This window comes from Micromonospora sp. C97, from assembly GCF_018070385.1.
GTDB lineage: Bacteria > Actinomycetota > Actinomycetes > Mycobacteriales > Micromonosporaceae > Micromonospora > Micromonospora parva.
This window is the reverse complement of sequence record NZ_JAGPXU010000019.1, coordinates 22,533-40,177: the sequence shown is the minus strand read 5'-3', so window position 1 is coordinate 40,177 and position 17,645 is coordinate 22,533. Positions and strand designations below refer to the sequence as shown.

Here is a 17,645-nt window from a genome sequence, read left to right as displayed (position 1 = left end):
ACACCAAGGGTATTGGCCCATCACCCAACGATTGCGGTCAATACGTCGTCAAGAGTGACCACACCGAGAGGTCGTCGCCCGTCGCTGACCAGCACCATGTGCCGCCGCTCCCGACGCATGGCCAACAGCAGGTCGGCCAGCGTACGTTCCGGCGGCACCACGGCCAGCGGCCGGTAGACGTCGGCCGGTACCGGCGACCGGCGACCCTGCCCCGCGTACCCGAGCACGTCCTTGACGTGCACAAAGCCGAGCACCCGGCGGGTCGACCGCTGCACCACCGGAAACCGGGACCGGCCGGTCCGGGTCGCCAGCACCTCCAGCGACGCCGGCGAGACGTCCTCGGCCACCGTCACCACCGTCGACCACGGTTGCAGCGCGTCCGCCGCCGTGCGGTCGTGCAGGGCCAGCGCGCCGGTGATCCGCGCGTGCTGCTCCGCGTCGAGCAGCCCCTCGGTCCGCGCCTGGGAGACCAACCCGGCCAGTTCCTCGGCGGTGAACACCGTCTTCACCGCCTCGGACGCCTCGATCCGCCAGAATGCGAGCACCCGCCGGGCCGCCCATTTCATCGCGAGCAGCAACGGTTTGGTGGCCACGCAGAACGCCAGCATCGCCGGCCCCAGCCAGAGGGCGGAGACCTCCGGACCGGCCAGCGTGATGTTCTTCGGCACCATCTCACCGACGACCGTGTGCAGAAAGACCACCACACCCAGGGCCAGCACGAACGCCACCGGGTGCACCGCCCGTTCCGGCAGGCCGATCGCGTGGAACGGCGGCTCCAGCAGGTGCGCCAGCGCCGGTTCGGCGATCGCCCCCAGCCCCAAAGAGCAGACCGTGATGCCGAGCTGCGCGCCAGCGATCATCAACGGAATCTGGTTCATCGCCGACAACGCCCAGCGGGCCCGTTTCGACCCGGCGGCCAACGGTTCGATCACCGTCCGACGGGACGCGATGAGCGCGAACTCGCTGCCCACGAAGAACCCGTTGCCGAGCAGCAGCAGCACTGTCACCAGCAGCTCAGTCATCGTCGTCCGGATCCGCCGGGCGCACCACCCGGACCTGCTCGATCCGGTGCCGCTCCACCTCCACCACTGTGAACTCCCACCCGTCCGCCTCGACCGTCTCACCGGCGAGCGGGATGTGCCCGAGCTGGGCCATCAGGTACCCGGCCAACGTCTCGTACGGCCCCTCGGGCAGCCGGAAGCCGGTCTGCTCGGCCAACTCGTCGGAGCGGAGCACCCCGTCGACCAGCACGGTGCGCTCCCCGCCCGGCACTGTCAGCTCGGCCGACCCGTCGTCGTCCACGCTCGCCGGGTCGAACTCGTCGGCGATCTCCCCGACCAACTCCTCGACGAGATCCTCGACGGTCACCACACCGTCCGTGCCGCCGTACTCGTCGACCACGATGGCCAGGTCGGCCCCGGCCGCCTTGAGCGCGGCCAGCACACCGTCCAGGTTGAGGCTCTCCGGCACGTACACCGGCTCGCGGGCCACCGAGCCGACAGTCGTCGACGCCCGGTCGGCCAGCGGCACACCCAGGGCGTCGGGCACGGCGGCCACGCCGGTCACCAGGTCCAGGGTCTCCTCGTACACGGGGAACCGCGTCCGCCCGGTCCGCCGCGACTCCTCCAGCAGCTCGGCCACGGTGGCTGTGACGCGCAGCGCTACCACGTCCACTCGGGGAGTCATCGCCTCGGCGGCCCGTTTGTCACCGAAGCGGATGGTGCGACGCAGCAGCATCGCGGTGTCGGTGGGCAGCGCCCCGGCCCGCGCCGAGATGCCCGCCAGCAGGCCCAGCTCCTCCGGCGAGCGGGCGCTGGCCAACTCCTCCTGCGGCTCTACACCGAGTGCCCGGACAAGGCGGTTCGCCGAGCCGTTCAACCCTCGGATCAACCAGCCGAACGTCCGGGAGAACGCGTGCATCGGGCCGGCCGTGGCCAACGCCGCCGGCATGGGCCGGGCCAGCGCCGCGTTCTTCGGCACCAACTCGCCGAAGAGCATGGAGATCAGCGTGGCCAGGGCCAACGCGAGGAACGGGGTGAGCCGCCCGGTGTTGTCGCCGGCGATCGGGCGCAGCAACGGGGCGAAGAGGCGAGCCAGAGCCGGCTCGGCCAGGTAGCCGGTGAGCAGCGCGGTGATGGTGATGCCGAGCTGCGCCCCGGAAAGCTGGAAGGAGAGTTCGCGCAGCGCCGCGCGTACCGTCCGGGCGGCCTCGTCGCCCGCGACGGCCCGCCTGTCGATCTCCGCCCGGTCGACGGTGACCAGGGCGAACTCGGCCGCGACGAAGAACGCGTTGCCCGCGGTCAGCGCTACGAAACCGACCAGGGGCAACAACGTCGTCAAGAGTAGGCCGTCGATGTCGCGTCACCTCGGCGAGATTCTTGCACGACGGCGGCGGCCCGCAGGGGCCACCGCCGTCGATGTTTCAGAACCCGGAGGTACGCGTCTCAGCCGCCGATCGGCGCGGTCTCCTTGCCGCCCTGCGGCTGCTCGGGCTTGACCGAACGGAGCAGCACGCTCGCCACGTCGATCACCTCGACCTGCTCGCCGGCGCCCTTGCCGTTGACCCCGTCGTTCAGCATGGTCGAGCAGAACGGGCAGCCGACGGCGACCGTCTTCGCCCCGGTGGCCATGGCCTCCTCGACCCGGTCCACGTTGATCCGCTTGCCGATCTTCTCTTCCATCCACATCCGGGCGCCGCCGGCACCGCAGCAGAAGGACCGCTCACTGTTGCGCGGCATCTCGGTCAGGTCACCGGCGATAGCGTCGCCGAGGACCTCGCGGGGGGCCGCGAAGATCCGGTTGTGCCGACCCAGGTAGCAGGGGTCGTGGTAGGTGACCCCGCCGTCGACCGGCTGCACCGGCGTGAGCTTGCCGGTGGCGACCAGGTGGGCCAGCAGCTGGGTGTGGTGGACCACCTCGAACTCGCCACCGAGCTGCCCGTACTCGTTGCCCAGGGTGTTGAAGCAGTGCGGGCAGGTCGCGACGATCTTGCGCTTGGTCTTGTCCCGGCCCTCGAACGCCTCGTTCAGCGTCTCCACGTTCTGCTGGGCCAGCATCTGGAAGACGAACTCGTTGCCAATCCGTCGTGCCGGGTCACCGGAGCAGGTCTCGCCCTCGCCCAGGATCGCGAACTTCACGCCCGCCTCGTTGAGCAGCGTGGCCACCGCGCGCGTGGTCTTCTTGGCCCGGTCCTCGAACGCGCCGGCGCAGCCGACCCAGAACAGGTACTCGAAGTCGTCCACCTCGCCGACCCGGGGCACCTCGAAGTCCAGGCCCTTGGTCCAGTCCTCGCGGGTGTTCTGCGGCGCACCCCACGGGTTGCCCTTGTTCTCCAGGTTGCGCAGCATCACGCCGGCCTCGGAGGGGAAGCTCGACTCGATCAGCACCTGGTAGCGGCGCATGTCGACGATGTGGTCCACGTGCTCGATGTCCACCGGGCACTGCTCGACGCAGGCACCGCAGGTGGTGCAGGACCAGAGCACGTCCGGGTCGATGACCCCGCCCTCCTCGGCGGTGCCGATCAGCGGCTTGTCGGCCTCGGCGAGGGCCAGCACGTCCAGGTGCGCGAGCTGGGCCTGGGTGGCCTTCTCCTCGCCGGTCAGGTCCTTGCCGCCGCCGGCCAGCAGGTAGGGCGCCTTGGCGTACGCGTGGTCGCGGAGGCTCAGCACCAACAGCTTCGGCGACAGGGGCTTGCCGGTGTTCCAGGCCGGGCACTGCGACTGGCAGCGGCCGCACTCGGTGCAGGTGCTGAAGTCGAGCAGGCCCTTCCAGCTGAACTGCTCGACGTGGGCGACGCCGAACTGGTCCTTCTCCGGGTCCGCCTCCTCGAAGTCGAGCGGCTTGCCCTGGCTCGTCATCGGGCGCAGCGCGCCGAGACCGGAGCCGGCCGGCTTGGCCGGCTCCCGCTTGAAGAAGATGTTGGGGAACGCCAGGAAACGGTGCCAGGCCACACCCATGGTGACGTTCAGCGAGATGACGATCAGCCAGGTCATCGAGATGGCGATCTTGATGAGCGCGGCGACGCTCGCCCCGTCCGACCAGTCGGGCAGCACCGCGCCGACCGCGTGGCTGACCGGGGTGGCCCAGAGCGGGTACTCGAAGTGGTCGGTGGCGACCTTGAAGCCGCGGATCAGCAGGCCGAAGATCAGGACCAGCAGCACGATCCACTCGACGAAGTAGCCCTGCCACATCGTCGATCCGGTGAACCGGGACCGCCCGCCCGGCCGGGTCGGCCGGTTGCGCAACCGGATCACCATCAGCACCAGGATGCCGATCAGGCCCAGCACGGTGATGATCTCGGTGGCCAGGCCGAAGATCGTCCAGTGCCCGATGATCGGCAGCCCGCCAGTCGGGGTGACCACCTCGAAGTACGCCTCGAGCACCAGCAGCGACAGCACGATGAAGCCGACCATCACGAACCAGTGCGCCGCACCGACCACGCCCCACTTGAGCATTCGGGTGTGGCCGGCGGTCTCCACCAGCATGGTCCTGGTACGGGCGCCCTTGTCGGAGAACCGCTCCGGAGCGGGTTGCCCGAGCCGGATGACGGCCGTCATCTTCATGACCGCGCGTACCGCAAGCCACACCGCCACGGCGGTGATGGCGGCCGCGAGGATCGTGGTGACGATCTGGACGCTGCCCATCGAGTTGGCCTCCCCGGTCTGCTGCCTGATGACCTCGCTCTGCTCGGTCATGCACTGCAGCCTACGCGAAGGTTACCCAGCGGTAACGTGAGTCATCTCGCAGTAGGCCACGCTGCCTGCGCACACCATAGGGGGCCCCGCCCGATCCTGCCGGGCAGGGGCTCGACGGGTGACGTGAGACCGCCGACGCGACGGCCTGCCAGATCAACGCCAGCGGGAGAGCAAGGCCAGCGAAGCGACCATCGCGCCGAAGCCGACGGCGAGGTTCCAGTAACCCCACGCCATGACCGGGTACTCCTGCTCGGACAGGTAGTAGAGCACCAGCCAGCCGATCCCGACGACGATCAAGGCGACCGCGGTGACCGGCAACCACACCGGGCTAGGCTTGCGCGACGACGCCGTCGTCGTCGGACGGACGTCCGTCGGCGGGGTGTACACCTTCTTCTTACGGACCTGAGACTTGGGCACGGCGCTCTCCAGAGGGGTGACGACCTCGTCCGGCCTGACAACCGGGCGCGGGGGCGACGGTCCATGGCCAATAATGTTCGAGAGCTAGCGTAGTCCCGATTGGCCGCCTGGACCACGAATGGGGTCAGGCCGGTGCACGGAGTGACCGAAAGAGGCGGGACTGTTCGCATCGCCGGCCCGGCCGGCACGGACCGATCCCCGACACGCGGAAGGAACGCTCGGTGGAGTACACATCCGGCGCAACCTCCTGGCAGAAGGTCCTCCGACGGGCCGTTGCCGGGCTGCTGCCCCGGCGACCGCGTCAGCGCCGTCCGGGCTGGTCGATCGGGGTGCCCCTGATCGCGGCGGCGGCCGGGTTGCTGTTCACCACCACCGCCACCACCGCCGGCGGCACCGCTCTCCGGGAGGACCGGCGGCCCCAGCTCAATCAGCTCATCGAGGACCGCCGCGAACAGGTGGCAGCCAGCGAGCGCCGCGCCGCCGAGCTGCGCGGCGAGGTCGAGCAGCGGACCAACACGCTGGCCGGCTCCGACGCCCCGATCAAGGAGCAGCAGAACCGCGCCCAGGGCAGCCTCCAGAACGCCGGGTTCACCGCCCTGACGGGCCCCGGGGTCACCGTCGAGCTGAACGACGCGCCGCAGATCGACCAGACCCAGTCGGACGCCAGCAACGACGACCTGGTGGTGCATCAGGGAGACGTACAGGCGGTGGTCAACGCGCTGTGGGCCGGCGGAGCCGAGGCCATGTCAATCATGAACGTCCGCGTGCTCACCACCAGCGCGGTACGCTGCGTCGGTAACACCCTGCTACTTCATGGCCGGGTGTACTCCCCACCGTTCAAGATCGTAGCAATCGGCGATCCCGCTGCCCTCCAGCAGGCCCTCGCCAGCTCTCAGGGAGTCCGGTTGTTCAAGGACGCGGTCGACGACTACCAGCTCGGCTACACGGAGACAGCCTCCACGGTGCGAGTCCCCGCATTCGAGGACTCCACCGCCCTGCGCTCGGCTACGGTGCCCAGATGAGCGCCCCGGACGAGCGTCGCGACGGGCGACACCGGGACCAGACCGACGAGCCGACCGCCTTCCTGCCCCCGTTGGATCGGCCCAGGTCGGCAGCCGACCGGCCGGCCCCGGCCGGCAACTGGCCCGAGCCGGTGCTGCACCCTCCGCGAGCCGGGCAACCGACGCGACCGAACGCCGACCGACCTGAGCCGAACGAGACCCCGGGCCGACCGGGTGTCGAAGCCCCACCGCCCTGGCCGGGCACCGCGGCTCCCGGGCTGGGCCCGCACGGCAACGCCGGGGCTCCCCCCGCGACCACTCCCGGCCGGCCGACCACCGGCAACCAGGGCCCGGTTCGGCCCGCTGCCCCCGGCAACGCACCGACCCGACCGGCCGCGCCCAGCGCGATGCCGATGCCGACCCGCCCGACGACCTCCGGCCCGCCCAGCCGGCCGGCCTCCTCCGGCCCTTCGACCCCGCCGCTGGCCGACTCACCGACCGCGCCGATTCCGCAGGTCACCGCCCGGCCCGCACGACCCACCGGCCCTCCGACCACCCCGGCTGGCCCGGCCATGCCTGTGTCACCGGCCGCCCCTGGTCGCGCGGCAGCGGCCCGGCCGGAAGGCGTCGCGCCGTCGACCGGGCCCGGCCGGGTCCCGCCGAGCGCTGGCGGTGACCGGGGCGCGGATCCGGCCGCCACCGCGCTGATTCCGGCCGTGCCCGCAACACCCGCCACCAGGCCGCCGACCATGGACTCGACCGCGCTGATGGGTGCCGTTCCGCGCACCGCGGTCCCCGCCGAGCCGACCGGCGGCAACCCCGCCGACCCTCCCCAGCCGCGTCGGGGCGAGCGGGTGGTCCAACTCCGGCCGCACCAGACCGGCGAGGGCTACAAGAGCGTCTACTCCGAGCTCACCCGGCCGTCGTTCGGCTCCCGGCTGCGCACCGGCATCCGCGTCACCGGCGAAGTCCTGATCACCTTCGGCCTGGTGGTGCTGCTCTTCGCCGGGTACGAGGTGTGGGGCAAGTCGGCCATCGTCGACGCCCACCAGAACGACCTCAACAACGAGTTGGCCCAGGCGTGGGGCCCGACCGACGACCCGACTGTCGCCCCGTCGGCGGCCGGCCCGAGCGTGAAACCGTCACCTCCGGTACGCGGCAAGCCGCTCGCGGGCCTCTACATCCCCAAGCTCGACAAGAACTGGGTGGTGGTCGAGGGCGTCACCCAGGCCGACATCCGCTACGCCCCGGGCCACTACCCGGCCAGCGCGCTCCCCGGCCAGGTGGGCAACTTCTCCGTCGCCGGCCACCGCAACCGGGCCACCTTCTGGCGGCTGGACGAGCTCAGCGAAGGCGACGCGATAGTGGTCGAGAGCAAGACCGACTGGTACGTCTACCGGGTGTCGCAGTCGCGGATCGTCAAGCCGACGCAGGTGGAAGTGGTGGCACCGGTGCCCGGCGAGCCAAACAAGAAGGCGACCAAGCGGATGCTGACCCTCACCACGTGCAACCCGAAGTTCGACAACTACCAGCGTCTGATCATCCACGCCGAGCTGGACCGTACCCAACCCAAGTCGGCGGGCCGCCCGGCGGAGCTGGGAGGCTGACCCGATGTACGCGTTCATCTGGCGCAAGCTCCCCTTCGGCCTGGTCGGAAAGCTGACCGGCTCGGTGCTGCTGGTGGCCGCCACCGTCGCGCTGCTCTGGTATGTCGCCTTCCCGTGGGCCGAGCCCCTGCTGCCCTTCGACGACGTGCAGGTCGAGTCCGGCGTTCCCGCCGAGACCGGTGGCGGCGGCGACCCGGTGACCGGGGAGACCCCGGCCGGGGAAGATCACGAGCTGCCGTACGACACCGACCAGAACAACCCAGCGCCGTCCTCCCCGAGCAGGTGACCATGCGCGTCCTCGTGATCGACAACTACGACTCGTTCGTCTTCAACCTGGTGCAGTATCTGGGCCAGCTCGGCGTCGACTGCGAGGTCCGCCGCAACGACGAGATCGACGTCGCCGAGGTGGGCAGGGTGGGCGCCGCCGGCGTCCTGCTCTCACCCGGGCCGGGCAGCCCCGACCGGGCCGGCATCTGCCTGGACGTCATCCGGACGTACGCCGGCGAGCTGCCGATCTTCGGTGTCTGCCTCGGTCACCAGGCGATCGGCGAGGCGTTCGGGGCGACCGTCACCCGGGCCCCCGAGCTGCTGCACGGCAAGACCTCCGAGGTGCGACACCATTCGGTCGGCGTCCTCGCCGGTCTGCCCGACCCGTTCACCGCCACCCGGTACCACTCCCTCGCCGTTCTGCCCGAAACGCTCCCGGACGAGCTTGAGGTCACCGGCTGGACCGGCTCCGGTGTGGTGATGGCGATGCGGCACCGAACGCTGCCCATCGAGGGCGTCCAGTTCCACCCGGAGTCGGTGCTCACCGAGGGCGGCCACCTCATGCTGGCCAACTGGCTGGCCAGTTGTGGTCACGCGGAGGCGCTGGAGCGCGCGCCCGCGCTCGCCGCCGAGGTCGACACCCGCCGCCGCGCCGCGTTCGCCACGACCTGAGGCCGAACCGTTCCGGTCGTCATCCGGTCAGGTGGCGGGAGCACCCACGCCGGCCGGGTCAGTTCCGCAGCGCGTTCTGGACCGCCGGATCCGCCGGCGAGCGGACCGCGGGCGGACGGCTCCGAACGGCGTCCCACGCCGCCTTGCCACTGGCGAAGTAGTCCCGGACCGACTTCTCGGCGAGCAGTGCGGTGCCGCAACCGTCGCAGCGGGCGGTCACCCCGTCGACGTCGAGGCCGAGATGGCGGCACAGCGTCACCGCCCGGGACAGGTGGTACGACTGGGTGACGATCAGGGCCTTCTCGACGCCGTACACCTCGCGCGCTCTCGCGCAGGTGTCGTAGGTGTCCAGGCCGAACGGGTCGGCCACCACCCGACGCCTGTCCACACCGCGCTCGGAGAGATACGTCGTCATCACCGCCGGCTCGTCACCTGACGCGCCACCGCCGTCGCCCGACACGAGAACGACAGTGGCCCGCCCGCTGGTCACCAGCTCGGCGGCGGTGTCCAGGCGACCGGCGAGACGGTCCCCGGGCCGCTGTCGGTCGGCGGCCACCTCGGTACCGAGCACGATCACCACGTCGGCGGTCGGCGCGTCGGCGGCAGCGTACACGTGGCCGCGGGCGGCGAGCGTCGTCCACAGCCACGGGGAACTGGCGAGCACCAGCACGACAAGGCCCGCGAGTGCCAGCCAACGGAGGCGTCGGGGCCACCGCCGCACCGGCTTGACCGGGGACGATCCCGCCTCGGTCATGTCGGTGCCCACTGGTGGCTCAGTCCTGCGGCCGGCTCGGCGGGGGTGGGAACGGCAGACCGATGCCGCCCCCGTTGCCGGGAGTGGTCGGCGTGGTCGTCGGAGTGGCCGTCGGCGTGTTCGTCGGTGTCGGGTCGGTCTCCGGCTCCGGCTGACTCACCTTGATGGTCACCTTCGTGCCGGTGGGCTTCTTCTCCTTGCCGTTCGGGCTCTGGTCGGTGACCTTCCCCGCTTCGGCGGCGGGCACCTCCGGCCCGTTCTGCACGACCACAGTGAAGCCGTCGTTGCGGAGGACGCGGGTGGCCTCCTCCTGGCTCAACCCGACGACGTCCGGCACCCCGCGGACGTTGCCCTTCGAGACCGTGAGCTTGATCTTCGTGCCCTCGGGGACGCTCTCGCCCGAGGGCGGGTCGACGTCGAGAACCTCGTCCTCGCTCGCCTCGGCGTCCACCGTCTTGACCTCGTACTTGAGCTTCGCCTCGGTGAGCCGGTCGATGGCGCTCTCCCGCTTGCTGCCCTTGAGCCCGGCCGGAACGCGGACCTCGGGAACGCCGCCACAGACCTGAATGGTGACAGTGCCGTTCTGCTCCAGCCGGCTCGTCGGTGCCGGATCCTGGTTGACGACGTTGCCCTTGGTGCAGTCGCTGGCCAGCACCGGATCACCCACCTTCGGGGAGAACCCGGCGTTACGAATCTCGTCGATCGCGACAGCCTGGCTCTTGCCGGTGAGGGTGGGCACCGCCTTCAGGTCCTTGCCCTGCTGCATGTTCCAGAGCAGGGCGGCGACCAGGGCGATCACCGCCAGCACGCCGACCGCGCTGAACATCGCGATCAGCCAGGAGGACGCCTTGCGCTGACGCGGGTCTCCCACCCGGGCGGGGATCTGCCCGGTCTGCGGCCCGCGGCCGGAAGCCGGGTAGCCGCCCCCACCGCCGGCCGGGGCCATCGCCACCGTCTCCGCCTCGCGCAGCACCGGGGTGGCCAGCACGGGCCGGCCGGCGGCGGCGCGAAGCAGGTCCGCCCGCATCTCGCCGGCACTCTGGTAGCGGTTGAGCGGGTTCTTCGACAACGCCTTGAGCACGATCGCGTCGACGGCCGGCGTGACGTCCGGGTTGATGTCGCTGGGCGTCGGCGGCGTCTCCCGTACGTGCTGGTAGGCGACGCTGACCGGGCTGTCCCCGACGAACGGGGGATGGCCGCAGACCAGCTCGAACAGCACGCAGCCGGCCGCGTACACGTCGGAGCGCGCGTCGACGGCCTCGCCGCGGGCCTGCTCCGGGGACAGGTACTGGGCCGTGCCGATCACCGCGCTGGTCTGCGTCATGGTGGTCGCGCCGCTGGCCAGTGCACGGGCGATGCCGAAGTCCATCACCTTGACCTGGCCGGTCTGGGTGAGCATCACGTTGCCGGGCTTGATGTCCCGGTGGATGATGCCGTGCCGGTGGCTGAACTCCAGCGCCGCGCACATGTCGGCGCAGATCTCCAGCGCCCGGCGCGGCTGCAGCCGGCCCTCGGCGCCGAGGACCTCCTTCAAGGTCCGCCCGTTGACGAACTCCATGACGATGAACGGCAGCGTCTCGCCGGTCGGCGCGGTCTCCTCGCCGGTGTCGTAGACCGCCACGATCGCCGGGTGGTTGAGTGAAGCGGCGTTCTGCGCCTCCCGACGGAACCGCATCTGGAACGTCGCGTCCCGGGCGAGGTCGGTGCGGAGCATCTTGATCGCGACGTCCCGACCGAGCCGAAGGTCGCGACCGCGGTGCACCTCGGCCATACCGCCATAGCCGAGCAGCTCGCCGACCTGGTACCTGCCACCGAGCAGGCGGGCCTGCGCTGTCATCGCGTCTGTCGTCCTTCGCTCGTCGTCGTCCCGCCGTCGCCCGGCTGGAGTCGTACCTCCCGACGGTACGACGTCCGGGTCGGATCGTCGCCTCCGTCGAGTCGTAGCGCACCGGACGCCACGCTGTGCGGCGCCAGCCCGGCCGATGCACCGGCCTGCGACTGCTTCCGTAGGTTGTAGGAAATCACGCCCGAACAGAGCAGGACCAGCACGGCGAGCAGGATGGCGAGGAGCACCATTCCGGGGCGGGACCGCTGCGGCTGGGGTGACGGCACTGCCGGGCCGGCCTGTCGGACGTACGCCGGCGGGTGTTCCTGCCGGGGTGGCCCGGCGGGCACGGCAGCGGCACCGCGCGGGTAGCCGTTCGGTGCGCCCTGCGGCCGGGCTGGCTGAACGGCCGGCGCGACGGCGGTGGGGCGTGGCTGTTGGGCGGGCGCGATCGCTGTCGGCCTGGGCCCGCCCACCGGCGGGCGGGCAGCCGGCGGACGCATCTGATGCGCCTGCGGCACCTGGGCCCGGCCGGGCGCGGCGGGCGAGGCGGGCGCGGCCGAGACCGGCCCGGAGTTACCGGCCGCCCGGGCCTGCTGGGACAGCGCGGCCTTGAGCTGACGGGCGACCCCGGCGAGGGCGGCGGCGCTCGGCCAGCGGGCGGCCGGGTCCTTGGCCAACGCCCGTTCCACCAGGGCGCGCACCTGCGGAGGGATGTCGGACGGCAGCGGCCGGGGCGTCTCCCGGACGTGCCGCATCGCGATGTCGAGGGGATTGTCGCCCTCGAACGGCCGCCGACCGGCCAGGCACTGGTAGGCGACCACGCCGAGGGCGTACACGTCGGAAGCGGGGGTGGCCACGCCGCCGGTGGCCTGCTCCGGCGAGATGTACGAGGCGGTGCCGAGCACCGAACCGGCGGCGGTGAGCTGGCCGACCATGTCGGAGCGGGCGATGCCGAAGTCGGTCAGCACCAGCGTGCCGTTCGGCCGGACCAGCAGGTTGCCCGGCTTCACGTCGCGGTGCACGATGCCCTTCTCGTGCGCGGCGTGCAACGCGTCGGCGGCCTGCGCGACGAGGGCCATCGTCCGGGCCGGAGTGAGCCGGCCGACCCGGCTCAACGTGGACGACAGGGCGTCACCCTCGACGTACTCCATGACCAGGAAGGCGATCTGCTGGTCGTTGCCGAAGTCGTAGACGTCCACCACGCCGGGATGGTTGATGGTGGCCATGGTGCGGGCCTCGCCGCGGAACCGCTCGCCGAAGTCCGGGTCGTCGAGTAGCGCGGGCAGCAGGCTCTTCACCGCGACCGTCCGGCCGAGCACCTGGTCGGTGCCGCGCCAGACGTCGCCCATGCCGCCGCTGGCGATCCGCTCGTCGAGACGGTAGCGGTTGCCGAGCTGCACGCCGGGGCTGAGCATGTCAGCGACCCCCCGGGTCGGTGATGGCGGCCCGCATGATCTGACCGGCGATCCGGGCGGCCTCGCCGCTACCACCCGGACCGGCCTGCTCCAACATCACGCAGACCGCGGACACCGGGTTGCCGTCTTTGTCCATCGCGAAGCCGATGAACCAGCCGTGGTCCGGTCGATCCGGGGCGGACTGGGCGGTGCCGGTCTTGCCGCCGACCGTGTAGCCGCCGATCGCGGCACTCTTGCCGGTGCCGTTCCGGACCACGCTGACCATCATCTCGCGCAGGTCGGTGGCGACCTGGGAACTGACCGGCTGGCGCAGCTCCCGCGGCTTGGCGGTGTAGTAGCTGGTGGTCCGGTCCGGTGCGAGCCACTGCCGGACCAGGTACGGCCGCATCTGGCTGCCGTTGTTCGCGATCGACGCAGCGATCATGGCGCCTTCGAGCGGGGTCATCCGGACGTTGTTCTGGCCGATCGAGGACTGGGCCAGTGCGGCCTGGTCGGTGCTGCCGTCCGGGTTCTGGATGTCCCCGGTCCGGCTGGCCGCCGTGGGCAGGCCGCCCTCACCCAGGTGGCCGACGGTCAGGTCCTCCTGCTCGAAGCCGAACTGCCGGGCCTTCTCCTTGACAGTGTCAGCGCCGAGCCGCACGCCGAGCTGGGCGAACCCGGTGTTGCACGAGTAGGTGACCGCGTCCAGCAGGCTCACCTGCCGTCCCGGGCAGATCGACGGATCGGCGTTGCGGATCGGCGTGCCCGACGTGGGCGCGGTGTAACTGGAACCGGCCGGGATCTGGGTCGTCGGCGTGACGCCGTTCTCCAAAGCCGCCGCGGCGACCACGATCTTGAAGGTGGAGCCCGGCGGCAGCGTCTCGGCGAGCGCGCGGTTCTTCAACGGCTCCGTCGGGTCCTTCTCCAGCTTGTTGAACGCCGCGGCCGCCTCGTTGCTGTCGTGGCTGGCCAGCGGGTTCGGGTCGAAGCTCGGCATGGAGACCAGCGCCTGCACCGCCCCGGTACGCGGGTCGATGGCGATCGCCGCGCCGCGCTTCGCGCCCACCCTGTTGTCACCCAGCTGGTCGTACGCCACGTCCTGGGCCTTCTTGGAGAGCGAGAGCAGCACGTTGCCGCCGCCGGTGTCATCCCCAGTGAACATGTCCTTCAACCGGTCACCGATCAGCTGGTCGCTGGTGCCGGCCAGGAAGTCGTTCTCCGACCGCTCGATGCCCTGGTCGGCGAGGTTGACCGGCTTGTAGCCGAGCACGTGGGCGTACTTGGCGCCGCCCGGGTAGGTGCGCAGGAACTTCAGGTTGCCGGTGGTTTCCTTGCTGGTGGCCAGGGCTGTGCCGCCGGCCTCGATGTTGCCGCGCTTGCGGTCGTACTCGGCGACCTGGACCCGACGGTTGTAGTCGCTGGTGCGGTATTCATCCGCCTTGTAGGCCTGAATCCAGTTGAGGTTGGCGAAGAGCAGACCGAACAGGACCATGACGACGACGCCGACGCGGCGCAGGGGTGCGTTCACGGCTTGATCACCTCCGTGGGAGCACCGTGCAGCTGCTCCGGCGGGCTGCCGCTGGGACGGACGGCCTTGCCGCCGCCTCCTCCGGTCACCGGACGGCGGGCGCCGTCGGAGACCCGCAGCAGCACCGCGATGAGCAGCCAGTTGGCCATCAGCGACGACCCGCCTGCGGACAGGAACGGGGTGGTCTGACCGGTCAGCGGGATGAGCTTGCTGATCCCGCCGACGATCACGAAGACCTGGAGGCCGAGGGTGAACGCCAGACCACCGGCGAGCAGCTTGCCGAACGAGTCCCGGACGGCGAGCGCGGCACGCAGCCCACGCTCCACGATCAGCAGGTAGACCACCAGCAGCGCGGAGAGGCCGAAGAGGCCGATCTCCTCACCGATGCCGGCGAAGATGAAGTCGTTCTGCACCTCGGGCAGGATCTCCGGCTGACCGCCGCCCGGACCGGCACCGAAGAGCCCGCCCGTGCCAAGGGCGAGCAGTCCCTGCACGAGCTGGTAGCCCTTGTCGGTCGGGTCGGCGAACGGGTCCAGCCAGATCTCCGCCCGCAGGTAGAAGTTGGCGAACGGCCCGCCCACCGTCGAGCCGAGGACGTAGGCGAGGTACGCGCCGCCGAAGAAGAGAACCAGGCCGATCAGCAGCCAGCTGACCCGTTCGGTGGCGATGTAGAGCGTCACCACGAACATGCCGAAGTAGAGCAGCGAGGTGCCCAGGTCCTTCTCGAAGACCAGCACCAGGACGCTGATCAGCCAGACGCCGACCACCGGGCCGAGGTCACGGCCACGGGGGAAGTCGATGCCGAGGAAGCGCCGGCTGGCCAGCGACAGCACCTCACGCTTGCGCACCAGGTAGTAGGCGAAGAAGACCAGCAGCGCCAGCTTGGCGAACTCACCCGGCTGGATGGAGAAGCTGCCCACCCGGATCCACAGCTTCGCGCCGTTGATCTCGGAGATGCTCGACGGCAGCACCGCCGGGATCATCACCAGCACGATACCGGCCAACCCCAGGGTGTACGCGTACCGCGAGATCGACCGGTGGTCACGCATGATGGCGAGCAGTCCGGCGGCGAGGATCACCGCACCGAGCGTCCAGGCCAGCTGGCGCCCGCCCTGCCCGGCGAAGACGGCCAGGTTCTCGCGCTCGGCCACCGGAGCGTCGCCCAGGTCGATCCGGCGCAGGAAGCCCACCCCGAGCCCGTTGAGCAGGGCCACCGCCGGCAGCAGGGCCGGGTCGGCGAACGGGGCGAGGAACCGGATGACCAGGTGCAGGCCGAGGAAGACCGCGCCGAGCGCGGCGGCGGGCATCCAGAAGTCCGAGGTGACCGTGTCCAGCAGGTTCGCTTCGACGGTCGCCCCGTACGCGGCCACCAGCACCATCGCGAGCAGCAGCAGGGACAGCTCGGCGTTGCGGCGCGACCGCGCCAGGCGTACGCCGGATTGCTCGCCCGCGGTGGCGGGCGAGGGTGCCGGTGTGGCCGCTACGGTCACGGGTGGAGTCCTCGGTATCTCAGCCGACGCTCACTCAGGAGACCGGCAGCTGGCCGGGTCGAGCGCCGGCGTGGCCGAGTCTGAGGGCGTGACGTCGGGTGTGGTGGTCGCGCCGGCCCCCCCGAGAGCGGTGGTGGCACCGGCGGTCGGGGTTGCGCTGACAACCCCGTTGGGGGTCGACGAGGCGTTGACGCTCGGGCTGCCGTTCGGGGTCGGCGTCAAACCGATCGGCGTCGGCGTGGGCGTGGGCGTGTTGGCCCCGGCGGCGGTCGGGTCGAGTGGGCAGAGCGGCTTCAGGTTGGGGTTGCTGGGGGTGTCGCTGGTCAGCTCGGCGAGCTGACGCTCGGCGTCCGGCTCGCTCTTGGCCCGGATGCCGACCTTGACGGTGTCCTGCGCGGCGACAGTGAGGTCGTCCAGCCGGGTGCCGCTGCGGCGGTGCACGCTGGACAGGTCCATCCCGGCGATCTGACCCTGGACCCCACGGAAGACGGCGACCTGCCCCTCTTCGGTGGCTCCCACGTAGTACTGCCGCTGGGTGTACGTCCAGCCGCCGAACGCCGCCCCGCCAACGATCACCAGCACGGCCAGCGCCATGGCGGCGGTCCGCACCGGGCGTCGTTTCGGCCGGTCCGGCTCGTCGTCGGCGGCCGCCGGCTCCTCGGGCGCGGCCGGGCGCGGCGCGGAGAGCGCCGAGGCTCGGGCGGCCGGGGTCGAGTCGTCGGCGGAGGTCGCCATGCCCCGGTCCCGGGCGGCGGCACCGCCGACGATCGGGGTCGCCTCGACGATGTCCTGGTCGGTGGCATCAGCGATGATCACCGTGATGTTGTCCGGCCCGCCGCCGCGCAGCGCGAGCTGCACCAGCCGCTCGACACACTGCTGCGGGTCGGCGTACTCCCGCATGGTCTCGCCGATGGTTTCGGCGCTGACCACACCCGAGAGGCCGTCGCTGCAGATCAGGTACCGGTCGCCGGGCATGACCTGGCGGACCGAGTATTCCGGGTCGATGTCCCGACCGTCGAGGGCGCGGGTGAGCAGCGACCGCTGCGGGTGGCTGCTCGCCTCCTCGGCGCTGATCCGGCCTTCGTCGACGAGCATCTGGACGTACGTGTCGTCCTTGGTGATCTGCGCGAACTCGCCGTTGCGCAGCAGATAGGCCCGCGAGTCACCGATGTGGACCATTCCCAGCTTGCTGCCGGTGAAGAGGGTCGCCGTCAGCGTGGTGCCCATCCCCTCCAACTGCGGGTTGGCGTCCACCGTGTCGCGGAGTTGTTGGTTGGCGGTGCCCACGGCCGAACGCAACGCATCGACGAGGGCGTCCCCCGGGACGTCCTCGTCGAGCGGCGCCATGGCACCGATGACGATGTTGCTGGCGACGTCACCGGCGGCCATACCGCCCATGCCGTCGGCAACGGCGAGTAACCGCGGCCCGGCGTAGACGGAGTCTTGATTGCCGTCTCGGATCAGACCGCGGTCGCTGTGGGCCGCATAGCGCAGGGTCAGAGTCATGGCCGTAATTCGAGGGAAGTGCGGCCGATCCGGATCGGCACGCCGAGGGGGACGGGGGTTGGTCCGGAGACCTTAGCGCGATCGAGGTACGTGCCGTTAGTCGAGCCGAGGTCCTCGACGTACCACTGCCCGTCACGCGGCACGAGCCGGGCGTGTCGCGCGGAGGCGTAGTCGTCGGTGATGACCAGGGTGGAGTCCTCGGCTCGACCGATGGTGATCTGAGCTTCACCGAGAGTGATCCTGGTGCCGGCCAGCTGACCGGCTGTCACCACCAACTGGTGCGCCGCCCTACCCCGCTTCACCTTCGCTGGCTTGGCCGCCTGCCCCGTCGAGGCGCCCACCGCGCGTGGCGCGGCCACCAGGCGACCGGACCGGGCGCCCGCGAAGAGGTCCCGGCGGATCACGCCGACCACCGTGAACACGAAGATCCACAGCAGGATCAGGAACCCGAACCGGGCAACGGTGATGACCAGTTCCGGCAAGGCGG

General features: G+C 71.0%; 15 protein-coding genes. 4 read left to right on the top strand and 11 right to left on the bottom strand.

Going from position 1 to position 17,645, the window contains the following annotated elements; all coding sequences use genetic code 11:
* Positions 1–20: 20 nt before the first annotated feature.
* From KBX26_RS22435 to KBX26_RS22420, 4 genes are all read right to left on the bottom strand, one after another.
* A complete protein-coding gene (locus tag KBX26_RS22435) occupies positions 21–1,022 on the bottom strand; it encodes a hemolysin family protein (protein WP_030332002.1) in 1,002 nt (333 codons plus the stop codon).
* Positions 1,015–2,340: a hemolysin family protein gene (locus KBX26_RS22430; protein ID WP_247680960.1), complete on the bottom strand. Its 1,326-nt coding sequence runs from the start codon at positions 2,338–2,340 to the stop codon at positions 1,015–1,017. Before KBX26_RS22430 ends, KBX26_RS22435 begins: the two co-directional genes overlap by 8 nt.
* A 104-nt stretch (positions 2,341–2,444) precedes the next feature.
* The gene (locus tag KBX26_RS22425; protein ID WP_030331998.1) at positions 2,445–4,643 is read right to left on the bottom strand and encodes a (Fe-S)-binding protein; all 2,199 of its coding nucleotides are present in this window, start codon (positions 4,641–4,643) and stop codon (positions 2,445–2,447) included.
* A gap of 204 nt (positions 4,644–4,847) precedes the next feature.
* Entirely contained in the window at positions 4,848–5,111 is a 264-nt protein-coding gene (locus KBX26_RS22420) for a cell division protein CrgA (protein WP_030331997.1), read from the bottom strand.
* Between the two features lie 221 nt (positions 5,112–5,332).
* Here KBX26_RS22420 and KBX26_RS22415 point away from each other — a divergent pair, with 221 nt between their 5' ends.
* Genes KBX26_RS22415 through KBX26_RS22400 form a run of 4 tightly spaced genes read left to right on the top strand, consistent with a single transcriptional unit; the run spans position 5,333 to position 8,658 of the window.
* Complete coding sequence (locus KBX26_RS22415) at positions 5,333–6,133, top strand: DUF881 domain-containing protein (protein WP_030331995.1); 801 nt, start codon at positions 5,333–5,335, stop codon at positions 6,131–6,133.
* Positions 6,130–7,719, top strand: coding sequence for a class E sortase (locus KBX26_RS22410; protein ID WP_210866359.1), 1,590 nt, complete (start codon positions 6,130–6,132; stop codon positions 7,717–7,719). The genes KBX26_RS22415 and KBX26_RS22410 overlap by 4 nt, the downstream gene beginning before the upstream one ends.
* Positions 7,720–7,723: 4 nt before the next feature.
* Positions 7,724–8,005, top strand: a complete 282-nt coding sequence (locus tag KBX26_RS22405; protein ID WP_030331991.1) for a hypothetical protein — start codon at positions 7,724–7,726, stop codon at positions 8,003–8,005.
* A 2-nt stretch (positions 8,006–8,007) separates the two neighbouring features.
* Positions 8,008–8,658 (top strand): aminodeoxychorismate/anthranilate synthase component II, encoded by a 651-nt coding sequence (locus tag KBX26_RS22400; RefSeq protein ID WP_030331989.1) that lies wholly within the window; start codon positions 8,008–8,010, stop codon positions 8,656–8,658.
* Between the two features lie 58 nt (positions 8,659–8,716).
* On the opposite strand, the gene KBX26_RS22395 is transcribed toward KBX26_RS22400, so the two are convergent.
* From KBX26_RS22395 to KBX26_RS22365, 7 genes are read right to left on the bottom strand one after another with little or no spacing between them, the layout of a single operon-like run.
* On the bottom strand, positions 8,717–9,412 hold the full coding sequence (locus tag KBX26_RS22395) for a vancomycin high temperature exclusion protein (protein WP_030331987.1): 696 nt from the start codon (positions 9,410–9,412) through the stop codon (positions 8,717–8,719).
* Between the two features lie 19 nt (positions 9,413–9,431).
* On the bottom strand, positions 9,432–11,249 hold the full coding sequence (gene pknB / locus KBX26_RS22390) for a Stk1 family PASTA domain-containing Ser/Thr kinase (RefSeq protein WP_030331985.1): 1,818 nt from the start codon (positions 11,247–11,249) through the stop codon (positions 9,432–9,434).
* Positions 11,246–12,655 (bottom strand): serine/threonine-protein kinase, encoded by a 1,410-nt coding sequence (locus KBX26_RS22385; RefSeq protein ID WP_210866358.1) that lies wholly within the window; start codon positions 12,653–12,655, stop codon positions 11,246–11,248. Before KBX26_RS22385 ends, pknB begins: the two co-directional genes overlap by 4 nt.
* A gap of 1 nt (position 12,656) precedes the next feature.
* Positions 12,657–14,162: a penicillin-binding protein 2 gene (locus tag KBX26_RS22380; RefSeq protein ID WP_210866357.1), complete on the bottom strand. Its 1,506-nt coding sequence runs from the start codon at positions 14,160–14,162 to the stop codon at positions 12,657–12,659.
* Positions 14,159–15,652: an FtsW/RodA/SpoVE family cell cycle protein gene (locus KBX26_RS22375; protein WP_030331978.1), complete on the bottom strand. Its 1,494-nt coding sequence runs from the start codon at positions 15,650–15,652 to the stop codon at positions 14,159–14,161. Before KBX26_RS22375 ends, KBX26_RS22380 begins: the two co-directional genes overlap by 4 nt.
* A 30-nt stretch (positions 15,653–15,682) precedes the next feature.
* Positions 15,683–17,158 (bottom strand): PP2C family serine/threonine-protein phosphatase, encoded by a 1,476-nt coding sequence (locus tag KBX26_RS22370; RefSeq protein ID WP_210857863.1) that lies wholly within the window; start codon positions 17,156–17,158, stop codon positions 15,683–15,685.
* Positions 17,155–17,640, bottom strand: coding sequence for an FHA domain-containing protein (locus tag KBX26_RS22365; RefSeq protein ID WP_030331975.1), 486 nt, complete (start codon positions 17,638–17,640; stop codon positions 17,155–17,157). Before KBX26_RS22365 ends, KBX26_RS22370 begins: the two co-directional genes overlap by 4 nt.
* Positions 17,641–17,645: the final 5 nt, after the last annotated feature.